Here is a 14,312-nt window from a genome sequence, read left to right on the forward strand (position 1 = left end):
AGCGTTACCATAAGGAAGTGTCAGAAACCTTTCTTGAGAGGCGATTCGCTGATACAACAAGTACTAATCCAATTACGCCTTGTATCATACCGACAGCAGTCGCATAACCAAATTGACCATTTGTTAATCCTACACGAATAATGTAAGTATCCAATATATCAGAAAGCTGCATATTCCCTGGTGTGCGGAGCAAGTAGAGCTGATCGAAACCAGCCGATAAAATGTTGCCCAGCGATAGAATGAACAGGATAACGACAGTCGGCATAATCGAAGGAAGCGTAATGCTCCATATCTCTCGAAGTTTGCCTGCGCCATCGATCTTGGCTGCTTCATACATATCAGGATTTACGCCTGAAATCGCTGCCATATAAATAATCGAATCCCAACCAATCGACTTCCACAAATGGCTGCCGAACATGATTTGATAGAAGTACTTCGGGTCCATCATGAAGAAGGTGCTGCCATCGCCGCCCATGTTCGTTATGACCTCATTAAGCAAGCCTGTATCTGGAGCAAGTATGCGCTGAACAAGACCGACTACAACGACCCATGAGAGAAAATGCGGCAAGTAGAGAACACTCTGCGAAACGTTCTTGAACCACTTGTTCCGAATCTCGTTGAACATAAGTGCCAGCACAATTGGGAACGGCAAGTACAGGAACAGCTTCATACAGCTAATAATGAGCGTGTTCTGAATCAATTCTCTACTTTGGTAAGACTGAAAGAATGTTACGAAATAGTCAAAGCCGATCCATGGACTACCGAGTATACCCTTGTTGAACTTATATTCCTTGAAAGCGAGAAGCAAGCCTCCCATCGGAATATAATTGAAAATAACGAAAAACAAGAGACACGGGAGCAGCATGAAGTATAAGTAGCGATGGAGTACAATGTTTTTCCACAAAGCAGCTCCAGGCCTACTCGGCTTCATCTTCGAAGTCGACGTCTGTGCCATAAGCTTCCAATTCACCTTCTTCTCTCAATGATAACAATCGTCTCGCTTTTGTTCACCAAGGCACCTTGGAAACGATACCAGAATGACTGAAAAAATATTTCATACCCTAAATTCAGGATATGAAAACGCTACCATGTTGTTTATTATATCAACACTTCCCAAATAAAGCTATAGCCTATTTTCAATTTTACAAAGTCTTATTGATGGCTTGTACATCCCGTTTCTCTTTTTCTAAAGCAGGTAAGGACAAATAATAAGGGAATATACGCATAGATGAAGTAAAAACCGGCAGAGGCATGCCACTCGGACATCCGCTTGATTATGATCTCGTCTTTCACGAAAACGACGAGCAACAGAAATCCGGTTAATAGCACAATCAAGCTGATCGGCTGCTTCAAGCGCAGGCTGTGCTTCGCTCCGCGGCAAGCGGACCATAAACCGATCGCGATGGAAGCCACGATTTTGACAAGCAGCACGGAAATAACCAAATACTCCAATCTTTGAATTAGCGGCAGCTTCAATAAGGCAACCCGATGGAGAGTCGGCCAAATGATTTTCTGCAGTTGGCCTTCGCTATAATACATGAACGTAATCATGGCCGTGATCAAGTAATAACCGGTTACGACCAATACCGTCCAATGAGCCCATTTATGCGACTTGGCCGGGGTCTGGATAAGCGGGTAATAAACAAGCAGAGCTTCAAACCCCAAGTATTGCATGACCATGCTCTTGGCCGAAAGCAGCAGGTCAACTGCCGAATGGTTCCACAACGGAAGCAGATTCTGAGGGTGCAAATAGTGTAACCCAAATAAATTTAAGGGGATGACAAAAACAAACGAGCATAGGACTCCCCAGAAACTGAGTCCCGCGACGGAGCGAAATCCTCCCGAAACCGTGTAATACAAGAGGATAGCCATTATTATGCTGATGGGTAACAGGTTCATTTCAGGGAAAAGCATATAGTGGATTATAGCCAAGTAAACTCTGAAGGTGACGAATGCCCCAAAGGCAAAATAGCCAATGATTGCCGCATTAAGAGCTCTGCCAATCCACTCGCCAAAGTAACGCTGGTTGATTTCGTTAACGTCCATCCCCCCGTTGGAAGAACAGATCCGGTAAATCATCCAGATGATAAGATGGACGCTGATACCCGTTAGCGGAATCGACATCCATGCGTTATAACCTGCGTACCGCACCAGAGCTTTCTGGTAATTCAATATCCCGACATCAACCATGCTGGCGTAAAGCAGGAAGATTAAGAGGTACGGGGATATTGCCAATTTGTTGGTCGCGTCCTGCTTCATCTAGGCCTCCCTCCTGCCGGTAATAGCCAATGTCATTCATTACTCTGTTATTACAGGTTCGACGATTGTAAAATGAACCTGCACTTTCAGGTCTGCTTTCGGATATCGTGCACGAAATTGCTTTTCGTTCCAATCCTTCGACTTGCTCCGGACGAAATCGCCAATGCCAACCGGGTCGACTTCGTTCTTCTGGAAGAAGGCAAGAAGCCGACGCAATTCGTCCTCTAAATAAGCGATGATGTTCGTTTCGAGCTTGGAGGTTTGTTCGAACGAGCTGAAATCTATACTGGCCGGGTATTGTCTGGCTTGAGCGCGCAAACTTACTTCGATGGTGACGGAAGGAACAGGTTTTACCCGATCCAACCTATAAACTGCTTTAGAACCCGAACTTTCGAATTGAATCACATTCTCATCCTTGCGGCTCGATCCAGGAAAAGGCACGATAAAATTCCCTTTTTTCGTGTTCTGAATAAGCAGCTTTAGGAAAAATGCCTGTTTAATCCCGATCCTCGTTACGTATCTGTCATCTCGGAATAATGCCAATCCATCCATCCGGATATCTTCCCCTTCCAGACTGAAATGCGGCAAATACAAATCACGGCCTTCTCCGAAATATTGAAACATCGTCTCTTGCAAATTGATTCTTGGCAAATTGCCATACTTGATATGTTGGTCGATCATGTCACACAAGAAATAAGAGTCCTGTGTTTGCCGGGCTTTAGCTAATAGCACCGAAGCCGTAGTATCCGTGACGCCAAGCTGTATGCTGCTCGATATTTTGGGACTGCGGCAGAAGGACTCCAGGATCGGCGCAATGCCTTGCTCGGCATAGCTTTGTCCGAAGAGCGCCACGCCAAGCTGACCGTATTCGATCCTGTTCTTCGTCTTCGTGTTTAAACTCGGCATGATATCGAATGTGTTTTCCGCTACCGTGCTCAGGAGCTGAACGTTAGACTCCCCTTTCTTTTTAAAATTACCGATAAGCGCCGTGCATTTCACGCCTTTCTCCATGGAATCAAGACCGATGGTTTGGACAAGGTTGATTTTGTTCACGATGGTTTGCCCACTGCAGCCTGTGAGACATCCTGTTATCAGAAAGATGGAAATCCATTTTTTCAACGGCAATGCCGGCACTCCTTTTGACAATCGCCTACTCATGTTTCGTCCCAATCGAAGCGCCGTTTTACGGGCTCTGGCAGGTACCGCTTCTTAGACTTTGTCTTGAGGTAGCCCGGCCTGTTTTCCGTATATTGAAACGAAGAGCGGATGAAGCTGTCTCGGAAATCTTTAATCCGTAATGGAAACAAAGGCACCGTATAGGGATAGCCCAACGATCGGAGCCTTGTAATATGGACGATCAGGAAGCAAACCCCGATAAACAACCCCACGCTGCCCCAGACGGCGGACAACAGAATAATCGGAAAGCGCAGGAAGCGAATCGTATTCGACATTTTGTAGATCGGCGTGGTAAAGGAGGCCAATGCCGACAGGGCCACGATAATAATCAAAATATTGCTTGTTAACGCGGCTTCGACCGCTGCTTGGCCGACTATGATTCCTCCGACGATGCCTAACGTTTGGCCGATTTTGGTCGGTAATCGGGCTCCGGCTTCGCGAAGAAATTCGATTGTTACTTCCAGAAAAAGCACTTCCAGGACGGGCGGAAACGGCACGTTGAGCCTTGAGAAGATTAAAGGAGCCAATAAATCCTTAGGAATGACCTCATAATGATACGTCATTACTGCGACATACATAGAGGTTGCGAACAAGGAGAATATCACCCCGAAAATTCGAATGATGCGAAAAAATGAGCCAATAATCCAAGGCATATAATAGTCTTCCGGGGAGATAAAGAAGTCGAACAAGGTTGATGGCCCGGTTATAAAATAAGGCGAGCCGTCGCAGATGACGGCGACTTGTCCGGATATGAGCGAGTAGACTACCCGATCCCTGCGTTCGGTGCTAACAAACAAAGGGAAAGGCGACATGGAGTTGTCCGATATAATCTGATCCAGCTCGGACGTGTCGAATACAACATCGCAGTCGATCGAGCGCAATCGTTGTTCCAGTGTTTGAACGTTCTGCTCATTTGTTACGCCGTCTATATAGACGATCGCCACTTTCGTTTTGGACACAGAGCCGATGATCAGTTCCTTGACGATTAAATTCGGGATATTAATCTGAACTCTTAAGAGGCTTAGGTTCGTATCCAGATCTTCGACGAACCCCACCTTCGGCCCGACAACGCTGAATTCATTCTCTGTATCGTTATTTGTTCGGATTCCTCGTTTGTTCTCCAAATCAATCAAGGCGCATGCAGAATCCGATTCGTGAAGCCTAAGGACTACCGCGCCTTTAAACAGCTTCGATTGAATGACATCGATTTGATCCGTAATCTCGATATTGTCGATCGGAATCCGTTCGCGAAGCTCCTCTAACGTCGGGATAGCAGCCGAGGCGCACTTCTGTATGGGCTTTATGACATGCTCCTGAAGCAACTTTTGATCAATTAATGTATTGAAGTAGGCTATGTACAGCTGCCGATTCGAATACGTAATCTTGCTTATCTTGAAATCACTCGATTGGCTTGAAAGCCGCAGTAATGCCTCGAGCTCCTTTTGCTCTGTTGTCAGCATATGAGTCCCGTTCTCCTAGATTTATGTATATTGATGTATTATGCGGCAGAAAGAAATGGATCATTCATATGGACAGCTCCGTCCGAAATGACAAAAACGGCAGCCCTTATTCTGGCTGCCGTTACTAGTGTTTATTAAACTACGGAAGAAGATTCTGTGATGACCTCTCCGAAATGTAAATCCGTGAGTACCACCCATTCCGATCAATCTACCACGATCCAAGGATCTTTATCCACAAAATTAGATATCTAATCAAGGAATAGGATCGCATGTAAAAATCCTCCATCTTATCTTCAGATACCGTTAAACTTCCGAAAATTTTAGGGTATTGCCTTGTTTTAACGAAGTGCTAGGATGAATGCAGCGTAAAATGTATGCGCATACAATTCGAAGGGAAGGTGACATACTCAGCTCACAGTTTATTGCAAGCTCAGTTTTTCTTTCTAATCTAAGGAGGGATTTGAGTATGTTGACATCCACATCAAGGCCAAACAAACAGTCCATTTGGTTGCTAATGTTGTCTCTTATACTTGCTACACTCACCGCTGCGACGGGTCCAATTACGCCGCAACAAACAGCTTCAGCTTCAGGAGCATTATATTACGTCGGGGGAACCGGTGCATCTGACAGCAATCCGGGTACTTCTTCTCAACCATTCGCGACGATACAGAAAGCTTCGACTGTAGCTACAGCCGGAGACACCGTCAAAATCCGCAGTGGCACATACCGTGAAACCATAACTCCTACGAACTCCGGTAGTGCCGGAAATCCGATTGTTTACGAGCCGGACGGTGATGCAGACGTAACGGTAAGCGGTGCAGACACCGCTGATGGCGGATGGACGGTTCATAGCGGCAGCATCTATAAGAAACCGATTACCATGACAAGCGGTTACAACGCTAACATGACAAACAATACAACGCTCATGGCTAATCAAGTGTTCGTAAACGGGCAAATGATGATTGAAGCTCGCTGGCCGAATTTACCTGATTCTAATGATTTGCTCAATCGTAATGATTATCGAGATGCTACCATTGGCACATGGTCCACAAGCGGATCACAAACGTTGACCGATTCCTCTATTCCGAGCATTTCCGGCGGTTGGGCGGGCGGTACGATTTGGGCGAATGGCTGGTTCATTTCCCAAACGCAGAACATCACGGCACAATCCGGATCGACACTTACGCTTTCCGGAGGTCTTATCGGTGCAGACTTCCGCAAGTATTATTACTTGACCGGCAAGCTTGGTGCGCTAGATTCGGCGAAGGAATGGTTCTATGATGGCTCTCAGCTTTACCTTTGGGCGCCAGGCGGAGGAAGTCCAGCAAACGTTGAAGTGAAAAAGCGTAATTACGCGTTCGAGCTGAGCGGCAAATCCTATATTACAATTCGTAAGCTCAAGCTATTCGCAGCTACGGTAAATACAAATACATCCAGTACGAACATCACGTTGGACGAAATAAATGCAAAGTACATTAACCACAGTGTAACGATAACGGATTCCGACGTCATCTATACACACACTGGCCAGATCGATACTTCAGCAGTCTCGACAGGCATACGTTTAATGGGAGCGAACAGCCGTATTGAGGACAGTGAAATCTCGTATAGCTCCGGAATGGGCGTGGTATTAGGCGCGAATTCAACCGCGAACAACAACTTGATCCATGATATCGACTACGAAGGGGCATACTCAAGCGGGGTTGCTCCTGTGAACGGAAGCGATGGGCAGACGATTACGAACAACACGATTTATCGGACCGGACGTTCAAGTATCGATATTATGAATAGCAAGAACGTCACGATTGGCTATAACAATCTGTACGATTTCGGCATGAATAATATCGATTTAGGAGCCATCTACTCTGCTAGAAATGCCGACACAACCGGTTTACATATCCATCATAACTGGATTCATGACTTGAAAGCGCCTACGAATGGATACGGCCTACAAACAGGCATTTACTTTGACCAGAATTCTGGCCCTTCTCTCATTGACCATAACGTCATTTATTTTGCGAGCAGCGGTCCGGGGGTTGGCGATCTCTATGTTCAGCACACTTCTGAACGAACCTTCTCGCATCAGGTCTATAACAATACTTTTGCTACACTTGGTGGCTATACATCTTATAAGAATGAGAATTCAGATTCACCGTCAACGTTTGATATTATGAAGAACAATATTTTCCGTAACGTGTTTCACTATACGTATATTGAGAACACTCCTTCCGGTACGAATTCCCTCTATCGAACGACTGATCCGTTGTTCTCGGGAAGCGGATCGGGCAGTCTTGCTTTCCGCTTGCAAAGCAGTTCACCTGCCAAAGATGCTGGAGCAGTCGTCTCCGGCATAACCGATGGTTATGTAGGTGCTGCTCCGGATATCGGCGCATATGAGTACGGAGGCACAGATTGGGTTGCCGGATATGTCGCACCTTCAAGCTCTGGAGGAAGCACCATTCATCTTGAGGCTGAAGCCTACAGCGCCATGAGCGGCATCTCGAATACAGGATCAGCCGTTGAGAGCACTGACGGTGGAGACTATGTCCGTTATAACGGCGTTAATTTAAGCAGCGGCTATACGACGTTCTCCGCTAGATACGCTCGCGGAAATACAGGTACAGGCAGTGCCGAAATCCGGTTGGACAGCACGACAGGCACACTTGTCGGAACACTCACAACGAACAACACCGGCGCATGGGGGACGTTCACGACTGGCACGGCAAGCTTAACTGGGGCAACCGGTACGCATGATATCTTTATTGTTTTCCCAAGCGGCACCGGCAATGGCAACTTCGACTGGTTCGAATTCAGCGGCCTCACTTCCCCACCTCCTACTTCAAATAAATACGAGGCAGAGAGTGCTGCACTCTCTGGCAATATTGCCACGGCGACCAACCATACCGGCTACTCTGGTTCTAGCTTCGTCGCGAACTATTGGGCAGCTGGTGATGCCGTCACCTTTACGGTCAATGCGTCAAGCGCTGGCAATAAAGACGTGACATTCCGTTACGCTAACGGTCAAACGACGTCGAGAACGCTCAGCATTTATGTTAACGGAACGAAAATCAAGCAAACCAGCTTCTCAAACCTAGCGAACTGGGATACCTGGGGCGATAAGGTCGAGACGCTTAACTTAAATGCAGGAAGCAATACGATTACCTTGAAGTTTGACAGCGGCGATACAGGTATCATTAATTTGGACTACTTGTCCTTGTCCAACCCTTTGTCTCCAACCAAATACGAAGCAGAGTCTGCCTCCTACGCGGGCAGTGTCGCAACAGCCACGAACCATACCGGTTATTCCGGTACGGGATTCGCCGCTAACTTCTGGGGTACTGGCGACGCAGTTACTTTTACAGTAAATGCTTCAAGTGCTGGCAACAAGGATGTTACAATTCGCTTCGCGAACGCTCAGACAACATCGCGCACGTTAAGCATCTACGTGAACGGGACTAAGATCAGACAGACGACTCTCGCCAGTCTGGCCAACTGGGACACTTGGGCCGATCAAATAGAGACACTTAGCTTGAATGCCGGCAGCAATACAATCGCTTTGAAGTTCGATAGCGGCGATACAGGTGTCGTGAATGTGGACTACATTTCCCTTATCAACTAATACCATCCTCAGGAGAGCAAGGTACCGTTATTCGGTGCCTTGCTCTTCTTTTTTATGTCGAAATCCCGCTGCAAGCTCCCGCATTTTCCGTTACTTTTCCGTAAATCGTGTGGTATATCGGCAAGAAACCGGGTGTTAAGATAGCCATAGATAAAGAAACTGTATGCGCTCACAATTAGAAAGTGCAACAGAACATCGGAAAGGATAGAAGCGGCGATGAAAACGCACAAACGCAAGCTGCGCAATGAATTTCTCATTCTCTATGCGCTATTAGTTCCCGGATTACTGCTAACATTTATATTTCAGTATTTGCCCATGTTCAGCAACATTATCGCCTTCATGGATTACAGCCTTTTTGACGGCTGGATGGGATTGCACAGTCCTTGGGTTGGCATGAAGCACTTTGAATTCGTAACCGAATCATGGTTTCATGAATTACTTTGGCGAACCATTTATTACAACGTTATAAGCCTAATCTTCAGTTTCCCTGCCCCCCTCATTCTCGCATTGCTAATGAACGAGATTCGGAGCGCGAAATTCAAGAAGGTCACTCAATCCATTACTTATGTCCCGCACTTCGTATCTTGGGTAACCGTTGCTGGATTGTTTTACATCTTTCTTAGTGTCGACCCCTCCGGTTTCGTAAACAACATTAAAGTAGCTTTATTCGGAGGAGAACGTATCGTATTCATGCAAGACTCCAAGCTATTCCTACCGTTGCTCGTCATCTCTCAAACCTGGAAGGAAATTGGATGGGGCAGCATTCTTTACTTGGCAGCTATGACGATGATTGACCCTCATCTCTACGAGGCCGCACGGGTAGACGGCGCAGGACGCTGGCAGCAAATGCTAAGGATCACGCTTCCTGCTATGATTCCAACGACGCTCATCCTGCTGATCTTTGCCTTAGGGGGCATGGTTGGCGGCAACTTTGATCAGATCTTCAACTTCCAAAATATCGTTATTCAAGAAGATACGAACATTATTAATACGTTCACCTTCTATAAAGGGGTACGAGAGCAGCAATTCTCCTTGGCAACCGCTGTTGGATTATTTTCCGGATTAATCAGCTTCCTGCTGCTGATGGCGGCTAACTACACGAGCAAAAAAGTGAACGAAACTTCGATCATTTGATGGAGCAACGAAAGAGGTGAGCAGATTGAACGGATCCACCCTACGCGAAAAAAGCTGGTTTGATACCGCGAACATCGCGATCATTCTTATCTTGTGTGCACTCACACTGTACCCCTTCTGGTATATCGTCGTGCTTTCCTTAAATGACGGGAAAGACGCAGCGCTTGGACCACTCTGGTTGTGGCCAAGGGAATTTACAATCGACAACTATCGTTATGTCATTCAAAATCCTTTCATCGTGGACGCATTCGTCATCACAATTGCAAGAGCGATAATCGGAGCAATCATTTCGGTAGGCGTGACCTTCTTGGTCGCATTCTCGCTTTCCCATCGCGCCCTTCCCGGCCGGAAAGCGATTCTCTTCTACTTCATGATGCCTATGTTCATCGGCGGAAGCGTCGTTTCGAACTATGTTGTCATCGCTAAGCTCGGTCTGATTAACAACTTTCTGGTTTACATTCTTCCCGGAGCTTTTGTCTTCTTCAACATGATTATAATGCGAACGTTCATCGAACAAATACCTCCCGAAATGCAGGAATCTGCAAATATGGACGGGGCAGGAAAACTTCGTACGCTCGTGAGCATTATTATTCCATTAGCCAAACCAATACTAGCAGCCATGTTCTTCTTCGCGATCGTTGGCGCTTGGCTCGATTTCGGAACGAGTCTCTTATACATTACCAAACGAAGCCTATATGTACTGCAATATGTGCTTTACATGACGGTATTGTCCAGTCAAAGCAATGAGATGATTCAACTCATGGCCTCTACCGGCAAGATACCCACAAATGTGGCAAGTGAGCTGCCAACACCGGAAGTGTTAAAGATGAGCACGCTAGTTGTCGTAACACTGCCTCTACTATTCGTTTATCCGTTTTTTCAGAAGTATTTCGTAAAAGGTATGATGGTTGGAGCCGTAAAGGCTTAATCATAGCACTATCTCAAGTTATACTCATAATTAGGGGGAGCGTGAACGAAGTATGCAATGGAACAGTAAAAAAGGAGCAAAGCTCGCACTTGCGTCCGTCATGGTTTTGACGCTTTTGGCTGGCTGCGCGAAGGATAATGGCTCTAATGAATCATCTTCCGGCAATACCGCAAACACGTCCAAAAACAACACGACAACAGATGCGGCACAGAACACATCACAAGACACATCTCAACAAGATCCAGTAGCTAACTTCAAAGATTTGAAGATTACCATGCTCGGCAACATTCAAACTGGTACGTCAAAGCCTAACGAGGATGTACTGACCCCGATCTGGCGCGAGAAAACCAAGGTCATTCCTGAGATCGTTCAAATTCCGCCTGGCATGGACCGTGCACAATGGTTCCAAAATCAGATTGTCGGCGGAACATTGCCAGACATCCTGGCAGTAAACGGTATTTTCAGTGTCGCGCAGCTTCGCAGCATGTTGATTGAAGGTAAGTATATCCGGGAAATCAGCAAAGATGACATTATCAAATACATGCCTCGAACCGTTGCTTCCCTTAAGGAACTAGGTGTATCCGTAGACCAATATTATGAGGACAATTTGATTGACGGCAAGCTGTGGTACATTCCAAGCGGCAATGATACAAGCACCTACGATCCAATGGCCTTCCCTAATATTCGGGATGCCGTCAGCGAGAAGAACCCGCCTCCAACTGAACCATATGCCGTTTATCTTCGCGACGATATTCTGAAGAAGATCTTCCCGCAAGTAAAAACGGAGAAAGAATTGAAAGACCTATACGTCGCTAACGGCGGCAAGCTCAGTTTCGAAGAAGCAAACGACATTCCAATCAATAGCCAAGCCGACATGCTGGATTTCTTGCAGAAGGTTAAAGCTCTTAATATGAAAGTCGGCAAAAAAGAGGTCATTCCTGCCCACTTGAGCTTCAACAACACTGTTGATTCCCTGGCATGGTCGAGCTATACTACGGCTGGTTTCTGGTGGACAAACTTTGCCTTTAATGTGGCGAATGGCGACCAGATCAACTACGCTCCACTCACGCCGCAATGGAAGGATTATATTAAGTTCTACAATACGCTCTACAACGATCAATTGATCGACAAAGAGAACTTCATTCAAAAAGATGAGCAAATGAATGCAAAAATCATCAATGGCGAGTATGCCGTATTCAATGCATGGGGCCCTGTGGCTGACGCTCGCACACTGTCCGACAAGGAAAAACGCGGTTACGGTTTCCGCAGACTCATCCTCTTCCCTCAATCGCCGATGTCAGGTCCATCCCAGAACGCAACGATCGCACCGACCAGCCTCGACGGATCGGCTGTGGGAATTGGCATCAGCTCCAAGATTACAGATGAAGAACTACCACAAATTTTGAACTGGATTGACTGGAACCAATCGAAGGAAGCAAACGAACTGCGTGAATGGGGTCTTCCTGAATGGTCGACAGGCACTGGCAAGGATCGCAGATTCAAACCTGAGTATAAAGGGATTGAGCAGTGGATCCTGTATCAAAAAGAATCCGATAAAGACGGTCCGCACTACGGTCTCTACTTGCAAAATAACTCACATACCGCTTGGAACGCTGAGACTTATCAAATTGCAGGCTTCCCTTATGCCGAAGGTCCGATCTACGTTTACCCTACAGTAGCAGATGCAAACAACGTCAACATTGATATGGTCACGCAAGTTGTAAACCGCCAACATTTTGCGAAGAACGTGACCTATTACCGTAAAACCGGCTGGACAGAAGCGCAACTCGATCCGGACAGCAAGCTCGGCAATTTGAATAAATCGAATGGCTGGGAAAGCGACTCCGGAAGAACCACGATCGTGAAAGCAATTGTTGGTAGCCCAGGAGACTTCGAGAAGAACTACGATGCTTACCTGGGTACTTATAGCCAAGATTGGAAGGATGCATTCACCGAGATGCAATCCAAGTATAAAACGATCTATGACGAGCACATTAAACCGGAGCTAGACAAATCAAAATAACAGACGCTACAATGATTGCAACCCTCTTGGTCGACAAGAGGGTTGCAATCTTGCATCTTGGGGTTTCTGAGGGGGAGACGGTTCATGTTAACACTGCTCATAGTAGACGATAACCCCATGGATCGGGAAGGCATCCGCCACCTTGTTCCTTGGGACGAGTTAGGTATCCAAGTCATCGACAGTGCTGTGAATGGCGAAGAAGGATTGCGCAAATGTATCGAGATTGAACCCGATCTTGTGATTACGGACGTTTCCATGCCGATAATGGATGGGATTCAGATGGCAGGCGCCATACGTCAAGTGCTGCCAAATACAGCGCTCTTATTTATGAGCTGCTTTGACGAATTCGATTATGTGAAAGGCGCACTAAAGAACGGCGCTTTTGGCTACGTACTGAAACCGATCAACATTGAAGAATTAATGGAAGCAGCAGGTAAAGCAATTACGGAGATTCTTCGTGAGCGGACACAATCAAGTCGAATTATCCAGCTGAGAGAACAAGTCGAACAGAGTCTCCCTGTTCTGCGGGAAAGGTTCGTGCAGGAGCTGACCATGCAGCCCCATCTAATTGATGCGGAAAGTTTGCCTGACCGCGTGCATTTCCTTGGTATTCCAGATGGCAAGGTATTTACGGTCATCCATATTGGGTTGGATATTCGGGAAGAAGACCGCGAAGTATCCATGGATCGTCTCTATATGGCAGGTTACTCACTAAAGATCGGTTTCGAGCGTGCCATATCCGGTCGATACGAGGGGTATGTGATCATGCAAGACCTGACTACCGTCAGATATATGCTGTTCATTGATCCGTGGAAAGATGAGGACAGTGTCAGCCAGCTGTTGGATTTAGTAGGCGAATTTAAGGAAGCGGTTACAAATGAACTGCATTTGCCGGTCTTTGTCGTCATCGGAGACTTCTCTTCGCAACTAACTGAAGCGAATCATCAATATGAGCAAGTTTTGTTAGCCGCCGATTCCCTTTATTATACAGGAACCAACCAGATCATACTCGTCTCTGAAGTTAAAGCAAAAGACACGCCTCCCGAATACGATTACAAACTATTGAAGCAACGAATTGCAGAACTGTTGGATCAGGAGATCACTTCCCGCGAAGACGTAAACGCCTTCTTGGACGGTTATTTCTCTACCGGACATAGGTACCCTTCCTATTACTATAAAGGTTTGTCTTTGGCTATGATAACGACGCTGCAAGCGGGGCTACTAGAGAAGAATGAAAGCCTCCTTCGAGTCATCGAAGACGTTGAAGGTATCTGGCGCGCTCTTGAACATATGGATAATGTCGAGTCAATGAAACATAAGCTTGGTGAGACCATCCACTTTGTATGCTTGCACCTCTCTCGTTCGCATTCGGGCGGCAAATATAACAAAATCGTCGAGGATATTAAGGAACTTGTCGACCGCGATTATGGCAGTTATACAAACATTGAGCAAATCGTACAACCACTTTACCTTAGCGCAGCCCATGCGAATGCTATTTTTAAGCAGCAGACCGGCCAAACGATATTCGATTACTTAATCAGCAAGAAGATCGAAGTGGCCAAGCGCATGCTGCAGGATCCCTATATTAAAGTGTATGAGGTTGCTCAACATGTCGGGTATCGAAGCAAATCTTATTTCTCCCTTGTATTTAAGGAATACACGGGCATGACCCCTAGACAGTATATGGATAAGCAAGGCGTTCGGGGGCAATAA

Annotated in this window: 9 protein-coding genes; 5 read left to right on the plus strand and 4 right to left on the minus strand. The window is 46.4% G+C overall.

Features of this window, described 5'->3' with window-relative positions; genetic code table 11:
- Positions 1-4: 4 nt before the first annotated feature.
- From AC0YNX_RS23665 to AC0YNX_RS23680, 4 genes are all read right to left on the minus strand, one after another.
- Entirely contained in the window at positions 5-931 is a 927-nt protein-coding gene (locus AC0YNX_RS23665; protein ID WP_475818253.1) for an ABC transporter permease, read from the minus strand.
- A 221-nt stretch (positions 932-1,152) separates the two neighbouring features.
- Entirely contained in the window at positions 1,153-2,259 is a 1,107-nt protein-coding gene (locus AC0YNX_RS23670) for a GerAB/ArcD/ProY family transporter (RefSeq protein WP_475818176.1), read from the minus strand.
- A 39-nt stretch (positions 2,260-2,298) separates the two neighbouring features.
- Positions 2,299-3,378, minus strand: a complete 1,080-nt coding sequence (locus AC0YNX_RS23675; RefSeq protein ID WP_475818177.1) for a Ger(x)C family spore germination protein — start codon at positions 3,376-3,378, stop codon at positions 2,299-2,301.
- Between the two features lie 35 nt (positions 3,379-3,413).
- Entirely contained in the window at positions 3,414-4,895 is a 1,482-nt protein-coding gene (locus AC0YNX_RS23680; RefSeq protein ID WP_475818178.1) for a spore germination protein, read from the minus strand.
- Positions 4,896-5,361: 466 nt separating this feature from the next.
- On the opposite strand from AC0YNX_RS23680, the gene AC0YNX_RS23685 reads away from it, so the two are divergent.
- From AC0YNX_RS23685 to AC0YNX_RS23705, 5 genes are all read left to right on the plus strand, one after another.
- Positions 5,362-8,514, plus strand: coding sequence for a carbohydrate-binding protein (locus tag AC0YNX_RS23685; RefSeq protein ID WP_475818179.1), 3,153 nt, complete (start codon positions 5,362-5,364; stop codon positions 8,512-8,514).
- A gap of 216 nt (positions 8,515-8,730) precedes the next feature.
- Positions 8,731-9,648 carry an ABC transporter permease gene (locus tag AC0YNX_RS23690; protein ID WP_475818180.1) on the plus strand — a complete coding sequence of 306 codons (918 nt, stop codon included), beginning with the start codon at positions 8,731-8,733 and terminating at the stop codon, positions 9,646-9,648.
- Between the two features lie 25 nt (positions 9,649-9,673).
- The gene (locus AC0YNX_RS23695; protein WP_475818181.1) at positions 9,674-10,576 is read left to right on the plus strand and encodes a carbohydrate ABC transporter permease; all 903 of its coding nucleotides are present in this window, start codon (positions 9,674-9,676) and stop codon (positions 10,574-10,576) included.
- 52 nt (positions 10,577-10,628) lie between these two features.
- Positions 10,629-12,599 (plus strand): type 2 periplasmic-binding domain-containing protein, encoded by a 1,971-nt coding sequence (locus tag AC0YNX_RS23700; RefSeq protein ID WP_475818182.1) that lies wholly within the window; start codon positions 10,629-10,631, stop codon positions 12,597-12,599.
- Between the two features lie 84 nt (positions 12,600-12,683).
- Positions 12,684-14,312, plus strand: coding sequence for a response regulator transcription factor (locus AC0YNX_RS23705; RefSeq protein ID WP_475818183.1), 1,629 nt, complete (start codon positions 12,684-12,686; stop codon positions 14,310-14,312).

The organism is Paenibacillus sp. J31R98 (assembly GCF_056269245.1).

Coding starts and splice junctions, on each gene's coding strand:
- AC0YNX_RS23665 (WP_475818253.1), bottom strand. CDS start 931: ATGAAGCCGAGTAGGCCTGGAGCTGCTTTGTGGAAAAACATTGTACTC.
- AC0YNX_RS23670 (WP_475818176.1), bottom strand. CDS start 2,259: ATGAAGCAGGACGCGACCAACAAATTGGCAATATCCCCGTACCTCTTA.
- AC0YNX_RS23680 (WP_475818178.1), bottom strand. CDS start 4,895: ATGCTGACAACAGAGCAAAAGGAGCTCGAGGCATTACTGCGGCTTTCA.
- AC0YNX_RS23685 (WP_475818179.1), top strand. CDS start 5,362: ATGTTGACATCCACATCAAGGCCAAACAAACAGTCCATTTGGTTGCTA.
- AC0YNX_RS23690 (WP_475818180.1), top strand. CDS start 8,731: ATGAAAACGCACAAACGCAAGCTGCGCAATGAATTTCTCATTCTCTAT.
- AC0YNX_RS23700 (WP_475818182.1), top strand. CDS start 10,629: ATGCAATGGAACAGTAAAAAAGGAGCAAAGCTCGCACTTGCGTCCGTC.
- AC0YNX_RS23705 (WP_475818183.1), top strand. CDS start 12,684: ATGTTAACACTGCTCATAGTAGACGATAACCCCATGGATCGGGAAGGC.